Raw genomic sequence first — 25,165 nt, 5'->3', positions numbered from 1 at the left:
GATTGAGCAGTTTACGGAGGAATCGATATGGATCCTGATAGGGTAATCGATCAGCTTCACATTTACGAAAAAAAGGTCCTGAAGGCATTTGAAGATTCAGATAAACCCCTTAAACCAGAGGAGATAGCAGAGTCACAGAATATGGATATCAAATCCGTGATGAGTGCAGCGGGCGCACTTGAATCAAGGGGATTTGTGAGGGTCATCAAGGAGGTAGATGAAGCAATATCACTCACAGATGACGGGAAGGTGTATGCAACTGAAGGCCTTCCAGAGAGGAGGGTCATCGATATCATCTCCGGGGAGGGGGAACTTGAGATGTCCGAACTCTCCAGAAGGGCAGGCCTTGATAAGGCTGAATCAGGGATCGCCATAGGCTGGCTTGTGAGAAAGGGATGGGCAAGGATAGCCGATGGGAAGGTTTCACCCACCCAGGAGAAACCCCCTGAGAGTGGAGATGACGAGAAACTCCTTAAAATGCTCCTTGATAAAGGGCCTATAAGGGGCGCGGAACTTCCTGAACACTTAAAGGGTGCCCTTAAGGACCTTGCAGGGAGAAAGGGCATAGTTGATATTAAAAAGGTCAGGAAACACAGGATTGAACTCACACCTGAGGGCCGGAAACTCCTTGAGAGGGGTGTGGAGATTGCTGAGGAGGCCACCCAGGTCACCCACGAGCACCTGAAGACAGGCTCCTGGAGGAAGCTTCACTACAGGGGTTACAATATTGATGCAGAGTACCCTGTGGTTTATCCCGGTAAGATGCACCCACTGAGGCGCATAATTGATGAGATAAGGCTCATATTCCTTAAACTGGGGTTTACAGAGTCAAGGGGTCCACTTCTTGAATCAGCCTTCTGGAACTTTGACTGCCTCTTCCAGCCCCAGGACCACGCTGCAAGGGAGATGCAGGACACATTCTACGTTAAAAATCCCCCAGTAACCGAACTCCCGGATGAGGATCTTGTGAGGGCGGTGCAGAGTGCCCATGAAACAGGGGGCTCCACCGGATCAGAGGGCTGGCAGTATGAATGGGACAGGGACGTTGCAATGCAGAGCGTTCTCAGGACCCACACAACCTGTGTATCTGCCAGGTTCCTGAGGGAGAATGAACCACCCCTCAAGATGTTCTCTGTTGGCAGGGTTTTCAGGAGGGAGACCATAACCTACAAGCATCTGCCTGAGTTCCACCAGGTTGAGGGTATCGTCGCAGGTGAGGATGTTAACTTCAGAAACCTTCTGGGCATACTAAGGGAGTTTTACAGGAAACTGGGATTTGAGGTGAGGTTCAGGCCGGCCTACTTCCCCTACACCTACCTCTCAACAGAATGTGAAATATACCTCCCTGAGAAGAAGAGCTGGATAGAACTTGGAGGGGCGGGTATGTTCAGGCCAGAGGTCCTCGAACCGCTGGGTGTTGAGACCCCTGTGGCTGCATTTGGCCTGGGTATCGAGAGGCTTGCAATGATACGATTTGATATAAGGGATATAAGGATGCTATACCAGAGCGACCTTGGCTGGCTCAGGGGCCTCCCTGTGACGGATGATCTGAAACTCTAGACCTGCAGGGGATTAAATGATGGTTCAGCTGCTGGTCATATCATGGGGGGCTGAGGGGCGGTAATATTCCCCGTCATCCAGCACCACCATCTCTATGAGTTTTTTATTTTCAAGTGAAAGGAGTACGTTGTACATGCGCCTTGTGCTGAGCCCCAGGGGACCATAGAGGAGGTGGCCCTCAAGGAGGTAACGGGGAACAGGTCCTCCACCTCCAAGTTCCTTAATGGTCTTCAGGGTTTTCTCCTCTATCTGGTTCAGCTCGGCTTCCCGGACTTCCTCCTGACTTTCCATTACCTGCACATCTTCATCAGGGTTCTCAGCAGCTATCCTCCCGTTTTCTCTTGATATAAGCCCTTTTTTCTCAAGGCTCGCTGCTATGTCATGGTATTCGTGTTCAGGGAGGTCAAGGTTCCTCTTAAGCATCTCCTCGGATACAGGGGCGTTGAGATCAAGCTGCATGTACCGTATTTCCCTGTAGACCATGTTCTCCTTTCTTGTTATAATCTTCAAGGGTTACCTCCTCTGTATGGATTATCTCTGATCAGAGGGGGATGGATGTGTGGAGTGTCCACACCATTCTCTGTATGGATTATCTCCGATCATGAAAGGGGAATCGTGTATTAACCTCTGCTGTACCTCTGAATCAGGAGGGTACCAGTATCTCCGCCGCAACCAGCCGGCAGATATCTGTTTTTGTTATCACACCCACAGGTTTATCGTCATCCATCACAAGGAGGCCTGAAATATCGGCCCTCAGCATGAGGTTGGCGGCGTCCTCTATGTTGTCGTCGGCTGAGATGGTTATAACCTCATCCACCATGATGTTACTCACCTTGAGGTCCCTCTCAGGGTGTTCGCTGTCGGGTTTTATTGATCCGAGGACCCCTATGAGGTCTGTGTAGGATACAACGCCAACAGGTTTACCGTCATCGTCAAGCACAAAGAGTCTTCTGACACCGTGTTTGTACATCTTTTCAAAGGCTTCAAGGGGCCTTGTCTCGGGGCTCACCGTTATTATTTCGGGGTTCATTGCTTCTTTAACTTTCATTGATAATCCCTCAAAAAACTCCACTGGATAATATTATGATGGGGCATCTTTTTATGTTTTGTTGTTCCATTGGCACTGTCCGGTGGCGGGATACCATGCATGCCCCTTGGAGTTGACGCTGCACCGGACCTTCATTCCGATGCATTTAAATATTCAGGTTAATTATTCATGTAATAACTGATTGTTCCATACAGACAATACTGCATGCCTTAAAAAAAGTTTAAATATGACTTTAGATTAATACTATCATAAATTCATATAAAATTACTTGTGGGGTAATAGCCATGATGCGAATAAGCATGTCTCTACCAAAAAAGCTCCTGAATGAGTTTGATGAAGTTTTAAGGGATCGTGGTTACCAGTCAAGGTCCAAGGGTATAAGGGATGCCCTGAAGGACTACATTGTCAGGTACCAGTGGATGAATGAAATGGAAGGAGAGCGAATCGGTATAATTGCAGTTATCTATGACCACCACTACACCGGGGTCATGGAGGATCTTGCGGATATCCAGCACGACTACCGTGAATACATCAATGCGGTTATGCATGTGCACATGACAGAGAAGCACTGCCTTGAGGTGATCGTTGTCAAGGGTGACGTTTCAAAGATCCGTGAACTCACAGAGAAGATGATGAGGCTCAAGGGTGTTGAACACGTAAGGCTCACAAGCACATCAACCGAACAGAAAGTGGAGCATGAACACTAGGCAAGGGTCGGATGAAATTCAGGGTCACAGCGTACCACCAGCACCTCCTGCGGGACCATGAACGCCTTTCAGCATTTTATGAGGCAATAGCCTCCGCTGCCCATGGACTCACATATGATCTTGGCGCTGGAAGCGGCGTCCTCTCATTCTTTGCATCAGAATACGCGGATCATGTCATTGCAATTGAAAGGGACCCAAGAATAGCGGCATGTGCATGGGAGAATCTCTCGGGTCTTGAGAATGTCACGGTCGTGAATGAGGATGCCCTGGAGTATGAATTCAAGGAGAGGGCAGATACAATCATCTGCGAAATGCTGGACACTGCACTGATAGATGAGGAGCAGGTCCCGGTTTTGAGGAGGGCCCTCAGATTCCTTAAGGATGGAGGTAACGTCATACCCGCCGCGGTTATAAATGCGGCGGAGCCTGTGATGATTAAGGGTGGAAGCATATCATATGATGAAAACATCAGAGCCCCCTCATCGGGCCCTCTATGTGTCTATGACAGGGTTGATTTCAGGGGGAGGATACCTGAAAAATTCAGAGGAACCCTGAAACTTTTGGCATCAGACTCCTTCAACGCCATAAGGATAACCTCCTTCACAGTCCCCGCAGAGAATATAATCTGTGGCCCAACACCCATGATGAACCCTCCACTCATCCTGCCCCTGGGGGATACCCTTGAAGCTGGCTATTTCAGGGTGAAGCTCTCATACAAAATGGGCGGTGGTCTTGATTCAGTTAAAGCAGAGCTTAAGTGACTTTCTGAAGGGCTGCAGCAGGCTCCTTGTACTTACAGTTGGAAATGAACTGAGGTCCGACGATGGATTCGGACCATACCTCGCATCAATCATATCCGGGGATGTGAGTGAAAGGGGCCATCTGATCATAAATGCAGGTACAGTCCCTGAAAACTTCACAGGGATGATAAGGTCAGAGAGGCCCAGCCACATAATCATAGTCGACGCGGTGGAGATGGGTAAAGAGCCAGGGACCATCATGCTGATTGATAGGGATAGAATATCAGATTACAGCATATCCACCCATGCCATGCCCCTTTCATTCCTGGTGAGGTACCTTGAGGAGCAGGGCGACTGCAGGATAACCCTGATAGGGGTTCAGCCAGAAAACCTTGAATTTGGAATGGAACTATCTGAAGGGGTCAGGGGGGCTGCATATGAACTCAGAGATTTACTCCTCTCGGCAATCGATGAGGCATCCTGTGAGAAGAGCCCCTCTAATTTAAACCAGATCTAGATCATAGCCTCCCAACTTAAAGGGTATTAAATTATTTATAATAGCTTCCCAAACAGTAAATCAGTTCTTGATTTTTAAGTGATAACATGAGGATCCTATTCATTGGCTCAAGGCTATTCAATGACGTTGCAGACTACGCCTCATCAAGGGGAGTTACCACAATACTCTCAGAGTCAAATCCAGAGGCACCCAACCTTGAACTCGCAGACTCCTGCTTCATAGTGCCCCGTGGTATGGAGGCACCCCTGGAAATTGCACTGAGGGAGGATGTTGACGCAGTTGTACCCCTCATCGGTGTCGACGGTCCCCTGAGGGACGTCGCCAGGCTTAAGACGGAACTTGAGGAGAGTTACGGGATTCCAGTGGTTGCCTCTGGCGAAGGGGCGGCGGAAATCTCCACAGATAAACTCAAAACCAAGGAGTTCTTCACTGAAAATGGTATAAACACACCGGGCTATGCTCTGATAGGGAGTGCAGATGAGGTAAAGGGGTTCCCCACAGTCCTTAAACAGAGGGAGGGGCAGGGGGGATCAAACATAAAGGTTGCATCTTCATATACTGATGTGGATGAATACCTCAGCTCCCATGACTCTGCAATCATGGAGGAATACATACAGGGAGTTGAGATCTCAGTGGAGGTCCTCCGCTGGGATGGGCAAACATTCCCCCTTGTGGCTGTGGACAAGGGCCCCACAAGTACAGAGGGAATCCACCCACTGGGGAAGGTTAAGAGGGCCCCCTCAGTCATTGAGGGTTTCAGTGGAGATGAGGCCCTTAGAATGGCCTCCAGGATAACTGAACTCCTTGGAGCCGAGGGGAACACGGACGTTGACATGATACTCTCCAAGGAGGGCATCCTCTATGCTATAGAGGTCAACACAAGGCCCAGCGGTACAAGGTACATCTCCGAGGCCGCCACAGGAATAAATCCAATGCACAGCCTTGTGGACATGGCAATTGGGGACTGGAACCCCAATAAACTTAAAAGAGAGAATTACCATGCGGTGGAGATACCACTGGGCAATCCAGGGAATATTGAATCATTAATGCCTGAGGGGGTAAAGTGGTTGCTGCACGGGCCTCAGAATCATATGAGACTCACAGCAAGGGCTGATAATATGGAGAAGCTTGATCTGATCATGAAGAGAATCAGGGTGATATGATGGAGATTGGATTAACAGCATTCATTATAAGTGCCGCCGCGTCAGCGGCCTTCACACTCTTTATAAGGAACGTTCTGAGAAGTGCGGGTATCGGGGACAGGCCAATAGTTACAGAGCACAGCCACAAGGCAGGGACACCCACAATGGGGGGCCTTGGCATGCTTCTTGCAGTGCTTCTTGTAACCATCATCTACCGCAACAACCCATACCTTGTCCTTACAGCCCTCATAATCCTCACATCTGCCATTGTGGGACTCCTCGACGACCTCATTGGACTTAAGGTTAAGGAGGTCCAGAAGATAATCAGGAACGTATCTGAAGGTCCCCTTGAGGTTGGTCAGCTGGTGCTGAAGCCAGGGGAGGAGGCAAGGGCGGCCACAGATAAGGCAAAAAGGGATGTGGAGGAGCTCCTGGAGAGGGGGCTTGTTGAGGTGGTGGGTGAGGCACCCATAAAGAGCGAGGTGAGTGAGGGTGAGAAGATACTCGCCCAGCTCATGATAGGGGTATTCCTTGTTATTGGTGGCGCTGTCACCAAACTTGGAGGATTCAATCTGGGTCTTGCAGCGGCACCCATTGTTATCGGGGGGATGGTGGGTGCCATCAACGCGGTCAACCTTATCGATGGTATGGATGGTATGGCCTCAGGGATAATGCTCATAGCCTCCCTATCATGTGCACTGCTCCTGGGATTATCTGCAGCCGCGCTTCCATTCGTGGTTCTTGCAGGGATCTCTGCAGGGTTTCTTGTCTTCAACAGGCACCCTGCCAGCATATTCATGGGGGACACAGGTTCATTTGCCCTTGGGGCTGGCTATGCAACGGCGGTGATGCTCACAGATACGGTGTACTTCGGTGTTCTCGCCATAGCTGTCCCTGTGGTCTCAGTTATAATCAGCCTCCTTCACCGTGCAGGAGTCATCAGGCTACCTGTGGAGCCACTGCACCACACACTCCACTACCGTGGAATGTCTGAAAGGATGATCGTGCTACTATACTGGCTGATAACCGCAGCGGTCTGCGGACTTGGACTCTACCTCAGTGGGTTCACGTTCTGATGGTGTATGGGGTGGACATTGTGGAACTCTCAGGGGTTCACGTTCTGATGGTGTATGGGGTGGACATTGTGGAACTCTCAAGATTGCTGTCCCCCTCATCAGAAATCTCAGAGGATGGTGGATAGGATGGACATCGAGGAAATCGCAGGAAGGATTTCAGGAAAACTCCTGGGAAATGGCGGGGAGTTCAGGGGTAAATTCACAACCCTGGGGGCTGCAGAGGAAGGTGACATTGTTATAAGGCACTGGATTGACGATAGGGGGATCCAGATTGCCTCAGAAAGGGGTGTTGCAGCCATAATAACCCAGGATTTGAGGTCCGATGCCTCAAAGGTTCTTGATGTCCCCATCATCCTTGTGGATCGTATTGAAATCGCAAATGCCCTTGCACTATCATGGACGATAAACAGGTTTGCATCTTCCTCCAGGAGGATAGCTGTAACAGGTACCAACGGGAAATCAACCACCACCCACATGATCAACCACATCATAACCACAGCCGGCAGGTCATCCTACACCAATACAGATTCAAGGTCCGAGTTCAACACCCTCATCGACCCTGTAGTCGCGCAGCATATAGCAGAGGCCGCCAGCAGGGAGCAGCTGGAATTCATGGTCATCGAGGTTTCAGAGGTTCAGGGCTGGCTTGGAAGGGTTATGAGGGACCACGCCCAACTCATGACCTCAGCAATACAGCCAGAGATGGTTGTCATAACCAACGTTGCTATGGACCACATAGGACTGGTTGAATCGGTGGATGACGTCTTCAGGGAGGTTTCAGGAGCCCTCAGGGCGATGGATTCAGGGGTTGCTGTACTGAACTCTGATGATGAGAGGGTCAGGGCAATGGCAGATATCAACCCCCTCCTCAGGACGGTCTTCTATGGATCCCATGGACCTGTGAGGTACACTGGGAATGGGATCCACTGCGGAGATGATCTTATAATTCAGACAGATGAACTCCCATTCACAGGTGAACACTTCATACAGAACACCCTTGCAGCGATCACAGCAGCACTGGAACTGGGATTCTCATATGAGGATGTGAGGAGGGGTGTTGAAACTTACAGGGCACTTAAAAGGAGATTCACCCATCTCATGGATAATCCCAGGGTCATCGATGACTTCGCCCACAACCCAGACGGCATAAGGGCAACGGTCAGAAGCGCAGCCTGTGACCTCAAGGGGAGACTGTGGGTCGTGAATGCCATCAGGGGATCCAGGGGAGAGGACATCAACATCATGAATGCGGAGGCCCTGGCAGAGTCACTGAAGGACCTTGATGTGGAGCTCATAGTAACATCAAGCAGCGACCTTGTTGATGAGCAGAACAGGGTACTTGAAAACGAGAGGAGGGTCTTCCTGCATGTCCTGGATGAGAACGGGATAGGGTATACCCATATTGAAAATCTGAGGGACGCACTCAGAAGAGTCCTGGAAAATGCAGAACCCTCTGACACGGTTCTCCTCCTTGGTGCCCAGGGAATGGACCCTGCAGCGGATGTTATAGGAGATTTAACCCGTAAAAGCTCCTGAATTAACTTTTCAGGGGCGCTGGATATTTTGTCAGCATCTCAATCAGCACCATCTCCTGCTGCTCAATCTTTATAAACCCTTACATGGCTGCCTTGCAGTTTGTACTTGATGGTGGTTACTCGCCGTTGCTCAATCTTTATAAACCTTGAGCCAAGAATTAATATTCAGTAACTGTAAGAAACTGCAGTTTAAAGGTGAAGTGTAATGCTCATAAAGATCAGAAGGGACACGCTTGTGATACTCCTCCTGGCATTCATACTCATCCTGTCGGGGCGCGTGATGACATACCTTGCCTATGCCTCATCGATGGAGGATGAGGGGGGAGTTCCAATATCTGGTGTCATAGTGAAGGGTAACGATATAGTCCCACTCTCATCCATAAAGACCAACGTGTATGCTGCTGGATTCAGACCGGGGAGCTACATAAAGGGGGATATACTCGTAACATCCAAGAGGAAGGTTCCGCTGAGCGAGGCAATAGAAAACGCGGAGAAATTTGTTAAAAGAACAACAATTCCAGGTACACGTGTCACGCCAATAGCGGCTGCAGATGTGAAGGTGGACACCAGAACGGGTATAGTGACTGTCAATGTCATTGAGGACTTTTCAACAGTTAAAATCACTAACAGAACAGGAGGGTAACCGGTGCATAAAATTTCAAGGCTAATCGCCCTTATATTCATATTCAACCTTCTCATAGGTCCTGTATCCGCCACGATGAACGTCATCGTAATCACGGACCCCAACGGCGCAGATCCCAACGGCGCAGCAGCAGGGAGTATGTCATTTGCACAGAACATGTTCCAGTCCACATTTCTCATGTCCAAGGAGAAACGATTCGCTGTACTCTCAGGGGGTGAAGGTGCGTCCATACCAAGGCTCATGGCGATAATGGATGTTATAAACCGCCTTGAGAATGGGGCCACAGCTGCGGAGGCTGCATCAGCAGCCAACAGTTACCCGGGGATCAGGGTAATGTGTGGAGGCCCGGGTATGGGTGCGGCGGTTGGCGGATCCTTCGATGCCTATGTGGTTATCGTGGAGAATGATGGTACAATAACGGTGACACCATACTCAGGCGGGCTTGCTGTCCTCCCACCAGGGAAGAAGGGTGCAATAATACACCTCAGGAACACACATGGTAACCCCAAGTATGGTACCGCAACGAGGGTGCACCAGGAGACAGCGGTGAACATAGGTAAGATGATAAGGGATGGTTACCCAGCCACCTACATAGTTGGGAAGGTCTTCGAGGAGGTGGCAAAGGACGCCGGTGAAAAATACGGTGGTGGTGCAGTGAACCTCGTTTCAGGGGTATCCACAGGGGACATGTTCACCCCTGAGAACCTCAATGAGACGGGTTATCCAATGGATGAGCCCTACGTCAAGGTATGCGATGAGTGCGGATGGAGCATAGGTTACCCTGCAGCCGAAAGCTATCAGGTCTGCCCGATTGATGGAAGTAAACTCAGGGTGATCTATGCATACGAAGCCCTTAAGGACGCCATAACAGTGACCAACGGCTCTGTTTCAGTTTCAGTGTACGGAACAGAGGAGGCAGGTGTTGTGCAGACCACTCAGGAGATTGTGAGGGTCTCAGTCAGAAAGAATGGTTACAGTGCAGAGGCCATAGCAAGATCCATAAACAGGGCAATAAAGAACGGATTCCTTGTGGGCGTGAACTACGTTGAACCCAAGGATATAAATGTTAAACCAAGTTCAAGGGCGGTTGGTGTCTACTACACACCACTACCAGACGATCGGACAGCACCACCAATGGAGCTGCCTGTAAGTTCAAATCTTCTGGATCTCCTGGGCAACATACAGACCGCCCTGGGCTTTGTGATGGTACTCCTGGTACTCTTCAGGAGCAGCCTGATAAGTTCATTCAGAAGGGTTTAAATCCATTAAAAAGTGGTTAATGTGTCTCTAATAATATTAAGGGCTGATAGCAGAGATAAGATCCTGAATGCCCTTGCGGATCTTGAAAGACATGCTGGCCTGAGGGTAAGGGGCAGGCCCCGAATAATGAAACATGAAATCGCAGATAAAATGGCAGCATCCATACTTGGAGGTAACCTCAGGACCAGATCCAGGGTTGCAGCCGCAGTTGAGGTTGAGGAGGGTGATACAGAGACCATAATGGCTGTGAGGAGGATACATCCACCGGCCCACATAATTGTTGTGAGCAGCGAATATGATGAATATGAGGACCTCAGGGAAATGTTCGGCACTCTGAAGGTCCTCAAGGGTTATTATTCATATAAAAAGAGGTGAGTGTCCACAGGGGGAATCATTCAACCCCTTTTTATTCTTGCTATATCACCTATGGTTGCTCCGCGGAACCCTCCAACCTCAATCCTTTCCTCTTCACCGGCCTCGAATTTCTCCAGGATCTTTATTTTAAGGAGCTTCTCGAGTTTCCTTGCAAGTTTGATGTCGGGTTCCATTCTCTCAGATTCAATCCTGTTTATGACTGAGACCTTCTCATTGATTCTCTCTGCGAGATCCTCCCTTGACCATCCCCGGGACTCTCTCTCAGCCCTTATGATCTCACCGTAACCCTCAACAACCTCATATAGGGTTTCCATTGGCCTCCTTGACCTCTTAGGGGCTCTCCTAACACCCGCCTTGGTGGGTCTTGGTCTGGAAGGTTCCCTGATGATTTTACCGAACTTAGAGCATTCTCTGCATACATCCATCACTGAACTGTCGATTTTGGTCTTCACAGGTTTTCCAACAATCTTTTTGCCGCAAATCTCGCATCTCATGAAGATCCCTTTTTATTTTATACTAGTTTTATCTCACCCCAATATTTAAATATTACTAGAAACAAGATAGTATACAACAAAATTTAAATAGGAGTGTTCTAAAATCATGGAAAATAACTCCCAGAATGTATTAAAAAAGATTGAGGACCTCAAAAAAGAAATTAGAATGCTTAAAGAGGAGAATTCCAAGACAAAAAGGAATCTGATGTGGAAGATCAGAAAACTTGAGAAGGATAAACTTTTAATTGAAAATGAAAAGACAAGGCTTGACAGGGAGGTTAAATCTCTCCGTGGTGAGATTGAAAGATTCAGAACCCCGCCACTGGTCATAGCCACCATCACAGAGGTTCTTGATGATCACAGGGTCGCAGTTAAGAGCAGCACAGGCCCTCACTTCGTAATAAACTATTCAAGATTCATTGATAAGAAGCAGCTGGAGCCAGGTGCCAGGGTTGCACTCAACCAGCAGACATTCAGCATAGTCGACGTGCTTCCATCAGAAAAGGACCCCGTGGTAACGGGTATGGAAGTTGAAGAAAAACCTGACGTCTCCTACGAGCAGATAGGCGGCCTCGAGGAACAGGTACGTGAGGTCAAGGAGACAGTGGAATTACCACTTAAAAAACCTGAACTATTTGAAAAGATAGGTATAGAACCACCAAAGGGTGTACTGCTCTATGGACCCCCGGGTACAGGTAAAACACTCCTTGCAAAGGCAGTTGCACATGAAACCAACGCAACCTTCATAAAGATAGTTGCATCAGAGTTCGTCAGAAAGTACATAGGTGAAGGTGCAAGGCTGGTGAGGGGAGTCTTTGAACTGGCCAAGGAGAAGGCCCCCAGCATAATATTCATAGATGAAATTGACGCTGTGGCAGCAAAAAGACTTAAGAGTTCAACAAGCGGTGACAGGGAAGTTCAGAGGACACTGATGCAGCTCCTTGCAGAGCTTGATGGTTTTGAATCCAGGGGTAACGTTGGTATAGTCGCTGCAACCAACAGGCCAGACATCCTGGATCCTGCACTCCTCAGGCCAGGAAGATTTGACAGGTTCATTGAGGTTCCACTTCCAAATGAGGACGGCAGGAGGGAGATCCTCAAGATACACACATCTGGAATGGCCCTTGCAGAGGAGGTTGACATTGAACTCCTTGCAAGGATCACAGACGGCGCATCCGGCGCGGACCTCAAGGCGATATGTACAGAGGCAGGTATGTTCGCCATAAGGGAGGAACGTGATGAGGTCACGATGAATGACTTCATGGACGCCGTTGATAAGATAATGGGTGTCGAGAAGGAAGAGGAATACAAGCAGGAAACCGGCGTAATGTTCGGTTAAATACACTGCAGCCTGTGATGAACCCTATGAGCTCTGAATAGGTGATGAATGATGGGCGATCTGAGGCTGTAATCCTATTATTTTTTTCTGAGATTAATTGATTATCAACTGGATTTCTTCCAGAGTAAGGCTTAGTTTTAGGATCTTCAGTTAGACTTCCTCCCAGAGGTCTGAAAGCACGGCTTTTCTATCGGTCATTACGAGTTTCGGTATCTTCCCCACCGTGCCTGCATGCTCACCCACCACAATCATAACCCCTCTGAAGTGCTCACGAAAGTCATCAGCCCTCTCAAGCGCGCTCTCAACCGCGGATCTATCATCGGGGCCATCCGCACTGTTGGCTATTGAGGTTGCAAGGGCATCTGCGGTGCTGGCCTCAGATGCGAATACCGTCACAGAGTCGGCCCTGCCAAAGCTTATGGAGTGACCCACTGTACCAGAGGACGTGCATATACCCCTGGGGGAACCTGGCTTCAGGAGAAAACCCACGGTCCCTGAAAGTGATGATGAACCGGCATAAAGTCCCACGGTAACCTTACGGTTGTTCACGAGGGCGATGTCCCCGCCATTGTCCACTATACTGCACCTGGAGCCTAGGCCCATGAGGTGCATGAGGGATAGCTGGGCTATTGTTCCCGCCACAGCAGCCATTGGTCCCACATCAGCCTTCCCTGATGCACGGGACATCATCCTCACTATCAGGGGCCCCTCACTCACATGGATGGGTTCAAGGGATGTTAAAAACTCGTGATTTCTCTGTATATGACCTATGAGTTTCATTCTCTCCCCCAAAATGAAACCAGCAACTCCATGGTCCTCGATATCGGTTCTGAGCCTTATATGGGTTTCCCCGATGTTTATATTCTCCGCTGTCATTTAATCAGTGCCCCTCTTCCTATGCTCAATTCCTGAGTTCTTTTCTGAACCAACCATTAGATATAAAAACACATGCATACAATTAATGTAAAGTGAAGTTAACTCCTTTTAATCTATGTAAGTTCACTGTGATAACATGTTTGGCAGGGAGAGGTTATATCCAGGTGAAAGGGTTCTATATGAAACACGGCCAAGGTTCATCCTCAACTCAAAGTCATCCATCATAAAAATCCTGTTCCTTGCACTCATCATATACATCTTCCCGGCGGCGGTTAAATTTGCAGGGGACCTTGATAACCTTCTCATTATGAGGTACGGGTTCACGGTTGCAGATAAGGTTGTCTGGATTTTAACTGCTGCTTTTATCCTGCTGGTGCTCAGTGTGCTCTGGGATGTGATCTCATGGAGGAGCAGGCGCTACATAATCACCGACCACAGGGTTATAGTTGAGAGTGGAGTTTTAAGGAAGAGGAGGTTCTACATGAACCACAGCAAGATAGTGGACATATCCTTCTCACAGGGTATCATGGAGAGGCTCCTGGACTCTGCGGATATAGAGATCCACGGCGGCCATGAGGATACCCACATAATCCTTGAGGATGCCCCATTCCCGGCCAGGATCGAGTACCACATTAACCGCTTCACAGAACACCGATCAGTTGATGAGGCAGAGGAGATACTCAGGGAACTATCATCAGAAAGACAGAAAGGGCGGGGATTCGCAGACCCCAAGTTCTGGGAGGATACAGATGGATTTGATGAAAACACTCCTGAAGAATCCCCCCATGAAATGGGAGGCAGTGAAGAGTCAGTAATGAAGAGGCATTCACGGAAATTCAGGAGGTCCAGAGAGGAGGATGAGAATGACTGAATACGATGTCATCATCATGGGAGCCGGGCCGGCGGGTTCAACGCTTGCAAGGCTCACTGCCAGCATGGGATTCAGGGTGGGCGTCCTTGACAGGAAAAAAATACTGGGTGTTCCCCTCCAGTGTGCAGGACTCATATCCCACAGGATAACCGAGGCAAATGTACTCCCGGACAACTTAATACTGAACAGTGTAAGGGGTGCGGTGCTGCATTCACCATCAGGCATAAAACTCAGGGTTTCCAGGAAGAGGCCCGAGGCACATGTGATTGACAGGGCAGCCTATGACCAGTACCTTGCAGACCTTGCATGCGAAGCAGGTGCTGAGCTGAGAACAGGAACAGCCGTTAGGGACTTCAGTGAGGCCACAGGCGAGGTTGAGGTAAATGGAAGAACTCTTAGGGCCAGTGTGCTTGTGGATGCAAGGGGTCAGGTCGCTATCCGCAACAAGTACCCGGCAAGGCAGTTCCTTGTGAGGTTCAGGGACCAGGAAATGGACACAGACTTTGTTGACCTCAGGGTCGACTCACGCCTCTCACCAGGTTTCCTCTGGAGAATACCCCTTGATGAGAAAACAGCCCGTGTGGGTGCATTCGGACACCATAAAAATCTCAAGGATCTTATTAAGGGATTCATTTCAGATCTCAGCACAGATTTCAGGATCATGGAGAGCCACCATGGATTCATACCGGAACCAGACCCTGATATGGAACTTGTAGGAGGAAGGTGCATCAGGATAGGTGATGCCGCAGGACAGGTTAAACCCACAACCGGCGGAGGCATAGTTCTTGCATCCAGGGCTGCCCACGTGGCGGCAGAGGTCATCCAGATGGCCCTCGAGGATGATATGGGGCTACTTGAGAACTACCCGGAAGCCTGCAGGAAGCTCTACATGGCTGAGATGAAAAACCAGATGAGGGTGCAGAGGACCTTCAGGATACTATCCGATGAGGACCTCGACCATATCTTCCTCAAGATGAAGGAGTACGGTGCTGAGGAGATAATATCGAGGTACGGGGACATGGACATACAGACACCGCTCATAATGGAATTCCTTAAGAGTGGCCTCCTCTTCAGGATAATACCATCCATCATCTCAAGGAAGGTGGCCAGCATATGGAAATAATGGTCATACTCTCACAGGAACACCCTGAACTCCCCTCTGCTGAACTCAAATCTGTTCTGAGGTCAGAGGGTATAGAATTCAGTTTGGTTGAGGATGGAATGGGATATGTGATTCTGGATGCCCCCCCATCTGCATGGAAAATCCTTAAGGGGAGGCTTGCATACGCCCATGAAATCTGCCGGGTCGCCGGATATTCCACCACCGGTGAGGTTCAAGGGACTGCAGAGAAAATTGACTGGAAGAGTCATATTAAGGGTAGCTTTGCGGTGAGGATAAAAAAGCTCAGGGGCGAGGTTGATGCAAGGGAACTTGAGAGAGAACTTGGGGCCATCATAAAAAATAAGACAGGAGCAAGGGTTGATCTTGAGAATCCCTGGACCCTTGTAAGGCCGGTACTCATTGACGACAGATTCATCCTCACACTGCGCCTTGCAGAGATAAGTAAGGATCACTTCAACAAGGCCAAACCACACAGAAGACCATTCTTCTATCCGGGCTCGATGAGTCCGAAACTTGCAAGGTGTATGGTGAACCTCGCAGGTGTGAGGTCCGGTGACAGACTCCTAGACCCATTCTGCGGTACAGGGGGGATACTCATAGAGGCAGGCCTCATGGGTGTGAGGGTGATGGGTGCGGATATAGACTGGAGGATGGTTGAGGGCACACGGAAAAACCTTCAGCACTATGGTATAACTGATTTTGAGGTTATAAGATCCGATGCCAGGGATCTGAGGCTTGAGGGAGGGGTGGATGCAATAGTGACAGACCCCCCATATGGAATATCAGCATCAACTGCAGGTGAGAGGAGCGAGAAACTCTACAGGGAGTTCCTGAACTCAGCATACTCAAATCTTAAAGAGGATGGTGTGATATGCATGGCAGCACCCCACTACATTGACCTTGAGGGACTCATCGATGATAGGTTCACAGTAAGAGAAAAATACTCCATGAGGATGCACAGGAGCCTCACAAGGATTATAAGGGTTATTGAAACCGTGTAACGGTATCAACGCATTTTACGAAGTGAACAGGTACGGTTTGGCGCCCTCCACCGCAGAGGACTGAACGCTTAACCATAGTCATCCTTTGCACAGAACTGAACACTTAACCATAGTCATCCTTTGCACAGAACTGAACGCTTAACCATAGTCATCCTTTGCACAGAACTGAACACTTAACCATATATAAGTGTCGGAACTAAAATCTAAAATAACTATTTTCTGAGCACCTGAAAGAGGGATTAATTTGCAGGTTAGAGTACTTGACACCACACTGAGGGATGGAGAACAGACACCAGGGGTTTCCCTTACCCCGGAGGAGAAACTCAGAATAGCACTAAAAATCGATGATCTGGGGGCTGACATCATCGAAGCCGGCTCAGCAATCACATCAGAGGGTGAAAGGGAAGGTATCAGGAGAATCACATCAGAGGGTCTGAACGCTGAGATCTGCAGCTTTTCAAGGGCTGTCAGGGATGACATAGACGCCGCGCTCTCATGTGAAGTTGACAGTGTGCACCTGGTTGTGCCCACCTCTGACCTGCACCTTGAACACAAGCTAAGAAAAACAAGGGAGGAGGTCCTTGAACAGGCGGTGGACTGCACAGAGTACGCAGTTGACCATGGCCTCCTGGTTGAACTCTCAGCAGAGGACTCAACACGTAGCGACATGGAATTCCTCAGGAGGGTATTCACTGAGGGTATAGCTGCAGGGGCAGAGAGGATATGCGCCTGTGACACCGTGGGGATGCTCACACCTGAACGCTCCTATGAATTCTACGGTGAACTCTCAGAACTTGGGGTCCCACTGAGTGTCCACTGCCACAACGACTTTGGACTGGCAGTTGCAAACTCCCTCGCCGGTTTAAGGGCAGGAGCATCCGAGGTCCACGCAACCATCAATGGCATAGGTGAACGTGCAGGTAACGCAGCCCTTGAGGAGGTTGTGGTTGCACTCAAATCACTCTATGATGTTGATACAAACATCAACATCGAGATGCTCTATGAGACCTCCAGAATGGTCGCAAGGATGACCGGGGTATACCTGCAGCCAAACAAGGCAATAGTCGGTGAAAACGCATTCGCCCATGAATCGGGGATACATGCAGATGGAGTCCTCAAGAAGGCGGAAACCTATGAACCAATAACACCTGAGATGGTTGGCCACAGGAGAAGGTTCGTCATGGGCAAACACATAGGGACCCATGCCCTCAGACAGAGGCTTGATGAGCTTGGAATGAAGGTCGATGAGGATAAGCTGATGAAGATATTCAGGAGGGTCAAGGCACTGGGGGATATGGGTAAATGTGTCACCGACGTGGACCTCCAGGCCATAGCAGAGGATGTTCTCGGGGTCATGGAGGACAAGGTTGTGGACCTTGAGGAGGTCACCATAGTCTCAGGTAACCGGGTGACACCCACAGCATCGGTCAAACTTAGGGTGGATGGTAATGAGGTCCTTGAGGCAGGTATAGGGGTTGGTCCGGTGGATGCTGCCATAGTTGCCATAAAGAAGAGCCTTGAGGACTTTGCAGATATCACCCTTGAGGAGTACCATGTGGACGCCATAACAGGGGGTACAGATGCCCTCATCGATGTTGTTATAAAGCTGAGGCACGGTGACAGGATAATAAGTGCCAGGAGCACCCAGCCTGACATCATCATGGCCAGTGTGGAGGCCTTCCTCAGCGGTGTTAACAGGCTGCTGGCAAATGAGGCAGCTCAGAATCAGAAGGGTGGTTAGGTGAATATAGATATCAGGGGATACCGTGGAACCATTGAAGACCTGGATGAACTCCTGAATGAGATAAGAGGGTTCCCATGCACACTCCAGCTTGTTGATGCAAGGGCCGTTGCAGGGAGTGACCATGCACTCCATGGTGCACTCCACGCCCTCAGGGCCTTTGAGAGGGGTCAGAATATTTCCAGCGACCCTGGAATTGAGATATGCCTACGTATTGCAGGTACCAGGCAGATAAGCCGGGCCCTTGAACTTTTAGGTGTCAGGAAGGGTGAAATGGAGATCTGCGCGATCCTTGTGGACTGCGAGACTGATGTCCAGGAATTCCTTGATTCCCGGTTCCAGAGGGATGACAGGGTCCTTGAACCAGATGAGGATTATCTCAGAAGCCTCTATGGTCTTGGGGAGGAGGTAAAAACAGTTGGAGTTGAGAATGCACTCATGGAGAGGACGACGATGCTCCAGGTTTTATAGTTTATGATGGGGATTTGAGGATACTCCACCTTCATATAACAGAGGAGATGATCTCCGCCATCCTCTCAAGGTTCTCATGGGTGAGGCATCCCACATCCAGGTTCTTAACCTCCACTGCAACTGCACTCTCAAGTATCCTGTCAGGTGAGGGGCATGCTGTGAATATGCTCCTGCCATCTGCTGTTATAAGTTTTCTCAGAGTTTTAACATCCTCCCTGGGGGTGCTGGATGGGATTATAACATTTATACCTCTTTTTTCAGGGTGGAATGCCCCCTCAAGTTTTTCTTTGAGGTAACTGCATGCCCTGAGGGTCTCTGTGAGGTTCCTCCTGGCGACATCAAGTTCGGCGGCAACGGCAGCCCTCACATATGGATCCGCCTTGAGGGCGGATAGTAGCATGTCCTGCTGCACAAACTCTGGAATGGAGGTTGAGATGAACCCGCCACCACTTGCGTTAACGGTTTTTGGAGAGCCAGTGGATGCAATTATAATGTGACTTTTTTTACCATTGCATAGCCTTTCAAGGGGGTCAGAGACGCTCCCGGATGCGTCCTCAACCAGGATTGCATCATGGGATCTGCAGATATCTGAGAGTTCTGCGATGGGTTGCTCCGCTGTATAACCGGCGAAGCTTGTGACAAAAACTGCCCTGGCCCCTGTATCTTCAAGACGTGATTCCAGGACTTCAGGGTCAATGATTCCCATCTCTGTCTTGACCGTGAAAACCTCCCTGCCAAGGATCTCAGGTATCCTCTTAAAGCCCCGCCATCCGCCCTGGTCAGGCACGAGGATGGGACCATCGAGCCGGGATACAGTGAGGAGGATTGCGGCATTCCCGCTGCTGAGGAGTCTTGCGTATCTGTGTCCTGTGATCCTCCTGATTTTCTTTTCAGGGTCTGGTATTTCCCTGTAGAGTGCGGCTTTGCAGATGGCTCTTTTTGTTTCAGGTGATGGTTCTCTGAATCTGAGTCTAAGGGGTTCAAGATCCTCCATCATCTCTGCTGGGGTTTCTGAATTCATGATATCACCTGAAGAAGGAGTCCAGGGTTGTCTGCCTTGAAGAACTGATGTCCCGCAGCAGGTTACTCCTCCTTCTGAATGCATCAAGTCCAAGTTTAAGTTTGCTGTCCATGAATTCAAGGGCCTCTTTAAGGCCGTTGAACTCATGTGGCCTTACATTCATGGCGTTTTTAACGTTCTCCCTGACGTTGAAGACACCCAGGGGCACATAGCCCGGGTAGGCCTCCCTGAGTATGATTGCACCTGCCTGTTTCTCTTCCCTGTCAAGGGCCTCAAGGACAGCCATCCTGGCGCTGTAGTAGCAGCCACCAACCCTTGAGTACTCCCTCTTACCCTTCAGTGTTTCATGGTCTGAGAATATCATTGCACGCCCGTCACGCTTTATAAAGGCCTCCATCCACTCATACTGCCACTCTGAGGGTGTGAGGAGTATGAGGTATCTGTTTTTGAGGCTTTCAAATTCATGGACCCTGTAGGTGTCCAGGATATCATATTCAAGAACCCTCCTGTGGAAGTGGTCCGCCAGGGTGCTGTCGCAGGCTGTTATTGACCACCTTGTGGGGACAAGCCTCCTTTTCATGGCATCACCAAGTGCACCAACTGAGAGGGCCTTCTGGATGGCAGAGAATGGGGTTCCCTTTCTGTGGAGTTCCACTATTGCCTCATCTGCCCTGAGGTCAGTGTCGTAGTGGGCCCTTTCAAGTTCACGGTCCCATTTGACGTTCTCTATCTCAAAGTTCTCAAGGACTGCGCTGGGGCCGTGGGGTGTCTGCTCCTCACTGAAAAACAGGCCTCTTGGTTTTCTCCTGAACTGGGCCTCGCTTTCAATGGCCCCTGATGAGAGGGATATTTCCTGGAGCTTCTCCACGAGATGGTTATCAAGGTCCCTGACTCCCACTAGCTGCTTGCCCCTTATGAGGTTGAGGCGGTAGTCTATGATCTCCTCCTGTGTTTTACTCTCGGGTATCCATCTCTCAGGGGAGTCAAATATCTCCACCTCACCCTGGATGGGTGCTATCATGGGTCCAGCGTAGACCCTGGGGTAGTTCCAGCTCCCTATGAATACCGATGGGGGTGTGGCCCCCTCAAGCTCCTCTCCCACCTCCACGGACCTCATTTTGAGGTCCCTGGTGAGCCTCTTGAGGAAGGCGTACTTTGACCGTATCATTGTTAAAGCTCTGTTTCTGGATATTTATTGTTTTTATGGTACACCTGACCCGTCATCATATCCCATTGGAGGGACTGGGTTTCTGGATATTTATTGTTTTTATGACACCTCACTGAAACTTATTCTTTATATCAAGAAAATTCGCATTGTGCTTTTTGACATCTGCTGTACTTCGTTAAAGATAATGAGTATTTCCCTGTTTTTGTTTTTTCTTCTGATCTCATGTACAATATCGTTTATAGTATATTTTTGTATAGGTGTTTTTCACGGTTTCACCAAAATATCTTTTTACCCTGTGTTTTCCTTCCTACTTCATACTTCTCCATTGCATATTGTAGGAACACCTAAGAATGGGGGAGCAGGAAAAATTCTGTATTTCCCTAGAAGAATCATTATGTAAAGAAATGAGGTTTCTCTTTGCCCATCTGGGGGGGATGGTAAGTGCCTATTTTTTCCTGTTTAAGCTTGTAATGATGGGATTCATGCTCTCGTCTTAAACCCCACCTTTTATATTTTTCGCCCCTAAAAGAGATAGTAATCTTTTTATACTATAATGTATTATCATATTATGGTGGTGGTTATTTATGAGGAGGTTATTGTTTCTTCTGGCAATCCTCTCTTGTTTCTGTCTTTTGGGCAGTTCTTCAGCTGTGAGTTTATCCTATAATGAGATTTGTGACGCTTCAAAGCTGATCGGAAACTACACCGCACAACATGAAAAAATACCATCACAGGTTGCGATTAACGGTAAGAATGTGTCGGCAGACGACTACCTCTACGCCTCATCCACAACCATCATAAACCTCGATCAGGCTAGGAGAGTTGGCTTGTCATTCAATAGTATGGCCTCCCCGCCCAGTCCAAGTGGAACAGGAACAGGAACACTCCAAAAAGCAGGATACCTGCAGGTGGCAAAGAATGTTAAGGCTTTCATGGAATCCTATGGGAGGTCGCCGAATTATGCCAGCACAGCCATCGGACAAGTCCGCCCAGAAAGCCTAATATATGCCAATGCAAGGATAATAAACTTCTACAACAGCACAGGAAGACTACCAAACTATGTAACAGTAGAATATGTTACAGGTAAGGGTGGAATTATAGTAAGGCCAAGGGCAGACTACACCTACACAATACAAGGCTATAATGTCCAATTCCAGGATAAAAGTACAGGGACAATACAATACTACAAATGGGACTTCGGAGACCAAAGCACAAGCACCCAGAAGAATCCAGTACACGCCTACAAACCAGGAACCTACAAAGTAACCCTAACAGTCCAAGGCTATGGCATAACAGACACGAAGACTATGACATTGGAGGTTATGCTTGCAACGGTCCATGTTAATTCCACGGCAACATCCTCTGGGAAGCCCCTAAATTTAACATTTAAAATTCCGCTCAATGACACGGTTAAATGGATTAGTATAGGGGCTATAGCTTCGGGCCTATTCAATGAAACAATATTCCTTGTGGAGGATGGCACAGCATACAAACTAGCCGAGGTCACTAACCCATTCTACCAGGCTAACAGCCAGAGCCAAAGAGAAATAGTCTGGCAAGTCATAGCTGGCCTGAACAGACTCATAGAAATTTACACAAAGCTCGGAGCAGAACCTCAAGTGAATGAATATCTCAACAACTTCAATTTAACCCAGGCAGAAAAGACATTCATACTCACAAACTATAACAAGTGCATAGACCCTTTACAGGTCAGTGTGGAGTATCCCGGCGAGGAAAAGGTGACAATAGCCAATATAACATTCCCAGGGAACAAATCAACAAGAACACTCCTCCTACTCTACACAAACGGCCAATACATACACCCACCAGGAGAAACAGGACCCAATATCATAATAAACGACACTCTCATCTGGGAGGCTAGCAACTACGACGCCATCATAACCTACACCCTCGCCACAGGGAAGATAACAAACCAGACATTACAAAAGTGGCTAAACAGGACATACGAGCCCGGACCATTAAAGGCAGCCCACGGAACATTCCTAACAGGCCTTGAAGTAATATACCTCCACGATCTCATCGCAGAAGAAGCAGCCACGCGCTATAATGTAACATGGACCAGGACCATGCCAGTGATGGTCTCAGCAGGAGACCACAGCCCAGGGACATGGATAAGCCTCGAATGCAACCACAACATGGCCGTGAAAGCAGAAGGCACACCCGAAAACATAAAAGCATTCAATTATGCGAGAACATCAGCTATAAATCCAATAGAATACTATGTGATGGAGGCCCTCTTCCCAGGATCAGACCCCACAAGCGCGCCCACAACAGGAATAGGCCTAACACTCCTCAACGGCGGGTCACTAAACATTCTCGAAAGCGGGAATTACACGCTTATCAGTGACGGGCAGGGAAGATACCTCATCATAGACCATGCAACAGGGATAGTAAGGGACATGATCTATGCTTTCATGGGAGCATACTGCTACTACCACCAGCAAACAGAACTAGCCAAAAAACTTGGGAATGAAATTTTGAATGGGAGTGGTTGGTGGAAATTTATTGGTGTTGCTGGTGTTTCAACAGCCGAGGCTGCTGTGCTTGAACTGGGTGTGCTTTCAGCCCCAGAAACCCTTGGTTTGAGTTTGGCTGTTACCCTGGCCACATATATTATCATGGAGCATCCTGAATGGCTACCATACATCAAAGACGCCGCAATAATGACACTACTACTAACACCAGGTGGTCTGCCAACATTCATCACCTACACATTACTAACAGGAGACACAGAACCAATACAAAACTATCTTGAAATACTATCAAGACAGTCAGACGGATGGACCCGTAGAATGGTAAATGAGTATAGAGAAGCCGTAGATACTCTAAGGGCGGTTAGCAGTGGTAGTGTTGGTGGCGATCCCGACGATATAGAAAGGGCTATAAATAATTTAGGTAAATTCATGAGGGATGAATGGGAGCTGTTCAAGGAGGCTTTAAAGGATGGGGATGTTGTGGGCGCCATAAAACATGGAGGCACTATAATAGGCACCGGAATGGGCGTTGTGGCCCTGTTAACATATGAGAATCGCGAGGCGATAGAGGCATGCATACTAGGATTCAAAAACTACCTGGAAAAGAAGTTGAGAGAGGCTGGAGCATGAATCCCCTTAAGAAGATAAAGGATTGGATAGCCAGGGGAAAGGCTGGATGGCACCTCAGCGGGGGCCGATCAAGCCTAAAACAGGGAAAATACAAAGAAGCTCTTAAAGAATTCAGGAAAGCCCTCAAGGCGAGTCCAAACGACCCGGAAATCTTGCACTATAATGCAATGACACTACTAAAACTCAAAAGACCAGAGAAAGCCTTAAAATGTTATGAAAAAATCCTCAAAAACAATCCAAAACTAGCAGAAGCATGGAACAACAAAGGAGTAGTCCTTAAAGAACTTAAGAGATATGATGAGGCATTGGAATGCTATGGAAGGGCACTACAAATAGATCCACAAGACGATGGAACATGGAACAACAAAGGAGCGCTCCTTGACACAATCGGTAAACCTGAAAAAGCAATAGAATGCTATGAAAAAGCCTTAGAAATAAACCAAAAAAATGCAAAAGCATGGTATAATAAAGGTAACGGATTACGCAGTCTCGGAAAATATGAGGAGGCATTGGAATGCTATGAAAAAGCATTACAGATAAACGCAGAATTCGTAGAGGCATGGTACAACAAAGCACTAATTTTTGAAGAACTTAAGAGATATGATGAGGCATTGGAATGCTATGGAAGGGCACTACAAATAGATCCACAAGACGATGGAACATGGAACAACAAAGGAGCGCTCCTTGACACAATCGGTAAACCTGAAAAAGCAATAGAATGCTATGAAAAAGCCTTAGAAATAAACCAAAAAAATGCAAAAGCATGGAACAACAAAGGAGTAGTCCTTGAAGAACTTAAGAGATATGATGAGGCATTGGAATGCTATGAAAAAGCCTTAGAAATAAACCTAGAAAACGACGAAACATGGGCTAACAAGGGAGTACTCCTCAGGAAACTTGGAAAATATGAGGAGGCGCTGGAATGTTTTGAAAAAGCCCTTGAAATAAACCCAGAATTCGCCGATGCATGGGAATGGAAAGGTATAATCCTGGAAGACCTCAAAAAACCAGAGGAAGCCCTGAAATGCTACGAGAAAGCCCTCAAACTAAACCCCCAAGACAAAACACTATGGTACATGCAAGGAAAAACACTACAAAAACTTGGAAAACACCAAAAAGCCAAAAAATCCTACAAAAAAGCCCTGAAAATAGACCCAGAATACAAAAAAGCCAAAAAAGCCCTGAAAGAACTCCAAATGAAAGGCTAAAGTCACTCTTAGGATAACAGCACAGCAAACCTTTGAAGGCTTAAAGGACAACGCGAGAAAAGCCTTCAAGAGGCCTTATTAGCCCAATACAACCCGCCCCACACAATCCCATGACCTTTGGAAA

General features: G+C 48.4%; 24 protein-coding genes. 18 read left to right on the top strand and 6 right to left on the bottom strand.

Features of this window, described 5'->3' with window-relative positions; all coding sequences use genetic code 11:
- The first annotated feature begins 27 nt into the window (after positions 1-27).
- Positions 28-1,560 carry a phenylalanine--tRNA ligase subunit alpha gene (locus OXN82_RS04580; RefSeq protein ID WP_321210823.1) on the top strand — a complete coding sequence of 511 codons (1,533 nt, stop codon included), beginning with the start codon at positions 28-30 and terminating at the stop codon, positions 1,558-1,560.
- A 24-nt stretch (positions 1,561-1,584) separates the two neighbouring features.
- On the opposite strand, the gene OXN82_RS04575 is transcribed toward OXN82_RS04580, so the two are convergent.
- A complete protein-coding gene (locus OXN82_RS04575; RefSeq protein WP_321210822.1) occupies positions 1,585-2,070 on the bottom strand; it encodes a hypothetical protein in 486 nt (161 codons plus the stop codon).
- 133 nt (positions 2,071-2,203) lie between these two features.
- Positions 2,204-2,608, bottom strand: a complete 405-nt coding sequence (locus OXN82_RS04570) for an HPP family protein (RefSeq protein ID WP_013295951.1) — start codon at positions 2,606-2,608, stop codon at positions 2,204-2,206.
- Positions 2,609-2,892: 284 nt separating this feature from the next.
- On the opposite strand from OXN82_RS04570, the gene nikR reads away from it, so the two are divergent.
- The 9 genes from nikR (at position 2,893) to OXN82_RS04525 (ending at position 10,603) form a co-directional block, all read left to right on the top strand.
- Positions 2,893-3,315 (top strand): nickel-responsive transcriptional regulator NikR, encoded by a 423-nt coding sequence (nikR, locus tag OXN82_RS04565; protein ID WP_013295950.1) that lies wholly within the window; start codon positions 2,893-2,895, stop codon positions 3,313-3,315.
- Between the two features lie 11 nt (positions 3,316-3,326).
- Positions 3,327-4,076, top strand: coding sequence for a methyltransferase domain-containing protein (locus OXN82_RS04560; RefSeq protein WP_013295949.1), 750 nt, complete (start codon positions 3,327-3,329; stop codon positions 4,074-4,076).
- Positions 4,042-4,572, top strand: coding sequence for a hydrogenase maturation peptidase HycI (gene hycI / locus OXN82_RS04555; protein WP_321210821.1), 531 nt, complete (start codon positions 4,042-4,044; stop codon positions 4,570-4,572). The genes OXN82_RS04560 and hycI overlap by 35 nt, the downstream gene beginning before the upstream one ends.
- 86 nt (positions 4,573-4,658) lie before the next feature.
- Positions 4,659-5,735 carry an ATP-grasp domain-containing protein gene (locus OXN82_RS04550; protein WP_321210820.1) on the top strand — a complete coding sequence of 359 codons (1,077 nt, stop codon included), beginning with the start codon at positions 4,659-4,661 and terminating at the stop codon, positions 5,733-5,735.
- Positions 5,732-6,790, top strand: coding sequence for a glycosyltransferase family 4 protein (locus OXN82_RS04545; protein ID WP_321210819.1), 1,059 nt, complete (start codon positions 5,732-5,734; stop codon positions 6,788-6,790). The genes OXN82_RS04550 and OXN82_RS04545 overlap by 4 nt, the downstream gene beginning before the upstream one ends.
- A gap of 126 nt (positions 6,791-6,916) precedes the next feature.
- The gene (locus OXN82_RS04540) at positions 6,917-8,326 is read left to right on the top strand and encodes a Mur ligase family protein (protein WP_013295945.1); all 1,410 of its coding nucleotides are present in this window, start codon (positions 6,917-6,919) and stop codon (positions 8,324-8,326) included.
- Between the two features lie 204 nt (positions 8,327-8,530).
- Complete coding sequence (locus tag OXN82_RS04535; protein ID WP_013295944.1) at positions 8,531-8,968, top strand: hypothetical protein; 438 nt, start codon at positions 8,531-8,533, stop codon at positions 8,966-8,968.
- A 75-nt stretch (positions 8,969-9,043) separates the two neighbouring features.
- Complete coding sequence (locus OXN82_RS04530; RefSeq protein WP_321212153.1) at positions 9,044-10,228, top strand: hypothetical protein; 1,185 nt, start codon at positions 9,044-9,046, stop codon at positions 10,226-10,228.
- Between the two features lie 21 nt (positions 10,229-10,249).
- The gene (locus OXN82_RS04525) at positions 10,250-10,603 is read left to right on the top strand and encodes a DUF356 domain-containing protein (RefSeq protein WP_013295942.1); all 354 of its coding nucleotides are present in this window, start codon (positions 10,250-10,252) and stop codon (positions 10,601-10,603) included.
- Positions 10,604-10,623: 20 nt separating this feature from the next.
- On the opposite strand, the gene OXN82_RS04520 is transcribed toward OXN82_RS04525, so the two are convergent.
- Entirely contained in the window at positions 10,624-11,097 is a 474-nt protein-coding gene (locus OXN82_RS04520) for a multiprotein bridging factor aMBF1 (RefSeq protein ID WP_013295941.1), read from the bottom strand.
- Positions 11,098-11,203: 106 nt separating this feature from the next.
- On the opposite strand from OXN82_RS04520, the gene OXN82_RS04515 reads away from it, so the two are divergent.
- Positions 11,204-12,436 (top strand): proteasome-activating nucleotidase, encoded by a 1,233-nt coding sequence (locus OXN82_RS04515; protein WP_013295940.1) that lies wholly within the window; start codon positions 11,204-11,206, stop codon positions 12,434-12,436.
- Positions 12,437-12,586: 150 nt separating this feature from the next.
- Here the strand turns inward: OXN82_RS04515 and OXN82_RS04510 are convergent, their stop codons facing one another.
- Positions 12,587-13,312: a UPF0280 family protein gene (locus OXN82_RS04510; protein ID WP_013295939.1), complete on the bottom strand. Its 726-nt coding sequence runs from the start codon at positions 13,310-13,312 to the stop codon at positions 12,587-12,589.
- Between the two features lie 136 nt (positions 13,313-13,448).
- Here OXN82_RS04510 and OXN82_RS04505 point away from each other — a divergent pair, with 136 nt between their 5' ends.
- The 5 genes from OXN82_RS04505 (at position 13,449) to cgi121 (ending at position 18,519) form a co-directional block, all read left to right on the top strand.
- A complete protein-coding gene (locus OXN82_RS04505) occupies positions 13,449-14,183 on the top strand; it encodes a PH domain-containing protein (RefSeq protein ID WP_321212115.1) in 735 nt (244 codons plus the stop codon).
- Positions 14,176-15,306, top strand: a complete 1,131-nt coding sequence (locus OXN82_RS04500; RefSeq protein ID WP_321212114.1) for a geranylgeranyl reductase family protein — start codon at positions 14,176-14,178, stop codon at positions 15,304-15,306. The genes OXN82_RS04505 and OXN82_RS04500 overlap by 8 nt, the downstream gene beginning before the upstream one ends.
- On the top strand, positions 15,297-16,307 hold the full coding sequence (locus OXN82_RS04495; protein ID WP_321212113.1) for a TIGR01177 family methyltransferase: 1,011 nt from the start codon (positions 15,297-15,299) through the stop codon (positions 16,305-16,307). The genes OXN82_RS04500 and OXN82_RS04495 overlap by 10 nt, the downstream gene beginning before the upstream one ends.
- 244 nt (positions 16,308-16,551) lie before the next feature.
- On the top strand, positions 16,552-18,048 hold the full coding sequence (locus OXN82_RS04490; RefSeq protein ID WP_013295935.1) for a 2-isopropylmalate synthase: 1,497 nt from the start codon (positions 16,552-16,554) through the stop codon (positions 18,046-18,048).
- Positions 18,049-18,519, top strand: coding sequence for a KEOPS complex subunit Cgi121 (gene cgi121, locus OXN82_RS04485; RefSeq protein ID WP_321212112.1), 471 nt, complete (start codon positions 18,049-18,051; stop codon positions 18,517-18,519).
- Between the two features lie 31 nt (positions 18,520-18,550).
- Here the strand turns inward: cgi121 and OXN82_RS04480 are convergent, their stop codons facing one another.
- Positions 18,551-19,540, bottom strand: a complete 990-nt coding sequence (locus OXN82_RS04480; RefSeq protein ID WP_321212111.1) for a DegT/DnrJ/EryC1/StrS family aminotransferase — start codon at positions 19,538-19,540, stop codon at positions 18,551-18,553.
- Positions 19,541-19,544: 4 nt separating this feature from the next.
- Complete coding sequence (locus OXN82_RS04475; protein ID WP_321212110.1) at positions 19,545-20,708, bottom strand: Nre family DNA repair protein; 1,164 nt, start codon at positions 20,706-20,708, stop codon at positions 19,545-19,547.
- A 584-nt stretch (positions 20,709-21,292) separates the two neighbouring features.
- Here OXN82_RS04475 and OXN82_RS04470 point away from each other — a divergent pair.
- Positions 21,293-23,833, top strand: coding sequence for a pseudomurein-binding repeat-containing protein (locus tag OXN82_RS04470; protein ID WP_321212109.1), 2,541 nt, complete (start codon positions 21,293-21,295; stop codon positions 23,831-23,833).
- On the top strand, positions 23,776-25,041 hold the full coding sequence (locus OXN82_RS04465; RefSeq protein ID WP_414855695.1) for a tetratricopeptide repeat protein: 1,266 nt from the start codon (positions 23,776-23,778) through the stop codon (positions 25,039-25,041). Before OXN82_RS04470 ends, OXN82_RS04465 begins: the two co-directional genes overlap by 58 nt.
- The last annotated feature ends 124 nt before the right edge of the window (positions 25,042-25,165 follow it).

It is taken from the genome of Methanothermobacter sp. DP, assembly GCF_026692625.1.
Lineage (GTDB): Archaea > Methanobacteriota > Methanobacteria > Methanobacteriales > Methanothermobacteraceae > Methanothermobacter > Methanothermobacter marburgensis.
Note: the sequence above shows the minus strand (reverse complement) of the source record. Positions and strands in the feature narration are given on the sequence as shown.

Excerpts from the sequence above, each read along its gene's own strand:
- OXN82_RS04500 (WP_321212114.1), top strand. The coding sequence starts at position 14,176 with ATGACTGAATACGATGTCATCATCATGGGAGCCGGGCCGGCGGGTTCA.
- OXN82_RS04545 (WP_321210819.1), top strand. The coding sequence starts at position 5,732 with ATGATGGAGATTGGATTAACAGCATTCATTATAAGTGCCGCCGCGTCA.
- OXN82_RS04475 (WP_321212110.1), bottom strand. The coding sequence starts at position 20,708 with ATGATACGGTCAAAGTACGCCTTCCTCAAGAGGCTCACCAGGGACCTC.
- OXN82_RS04465 (WP_414855695.1), top strand. The coding sequence starts at position 23,776 with ATGCATACTAGGATTCAAAAACTACCTGGAAAAGAAGTTGAGAGAGGC.
- nikR (WP_013295950.1), top strand. The coding sequence starts at position 2,893 with ATGATGCGAATAAGCATGTCTCTACCAAAAAAGCTCCTGAATGAGTTT.
- OXN82_RS04560 (WP_013295949.1), top strand. The coding sequence starts at position 3,327 with ATGAAATTCAGGGTCACAGCGTACCACCAGCACCTCCTGCGGGACCAT.
- OXN82_RS04480 (WP_321212111.1), bottom strand. The coding sequence starts at position 19,540 with ATGAATTCAGAAACCCCAGCAGAGATGATGGAGGATCTTGAACCCCTT.
- OXN82_RS04550 (WP_321210820.1), top strand. The coding sequence starts at position 4,659 with ATGAGGATCCTATTCATTGGCTCAAGGCTATTCAATGACGTTGCAGAC.
- OXN82_RS04515 (WP_013295940.1), top strand. The coding sequence starts at position 11,204 with ATGGAAAATAACTCCCAGAATGTATTAAAAAAGATTGAGGACCTCAAA.
- OXN82_RS04570 (WP_013295951.1), bottom strand. The coding sequence starts at position 2,608 with ATGAAAGTTAAAGAAGCAATGAACCCCGAAATAATAACGGTGAGCCCC.
- OXN82_RS04580 (WP_321210823.1), top strand. The coding sequence starts at position 28 with ATGGATCCTGATAGGGTAATCGATCAGCTTCACATTTACGAAAAAAAG.
- OXN82_RS04520 (WP_013295941.1), bottom strand. The coding sequence starts at position 11,097 with ATGAGATGCGAGATTTGCGGCAAAAAGATTGTTGGAAAACCTGTGAAG.
- OXN82_RS04495 (WP_321212113.1), top strand. The coding sequence starts at position 15,297 with ATGGAAATAATGGTCATACTCTCACAGGAACACCCTGAACTCCCCTCT.
- OXN82_RS04505 (WP_321212115.1), top strand. The coding sequence starts at position 13,449 with ATGTTTGGCAGGGAGAGGTTATATCCAGGTGAAAGGGTTCTATATGAA.
- OXN82_RS04470 (WP_321212109.1), top strand. The coding sequence starts at position 21,293 with ATGAGGAGGTTATTGTTTCTTCTGGCAATCCTCTCTTGTTTCTGTCTT.
- OXN82_RS04540 (WP_013295945.1), top strand. The coding sequence starts at position 6,917 with ATGGACATCGAGGAAATCGCAGGAAGGATTTCAGGAAAACTCCTGGGA.
- OXN82_RS04535 (WP_013295944.1), top strand. The coding sequence starts at position 8,531 with ATGCTCATAAAGATCAGAAGGGACACGCTTGTGATACTCCTCCTGGCA.
- OXN82_RS04530 (WP_321212153.1), top strand. The coding sequence starts at position 9,044 with ATGAACGTCATCGTAATCACGGACCCCAACGGCGCAGATCCCAACGGC.
- OXN82_RS04510 (WP_013295939.1), bottom strand. The coding sequence starts at position 13,312 with ATGACAGCGGAGAATATAAACATCGGGGAAACCCATATAAGGCTCAGA.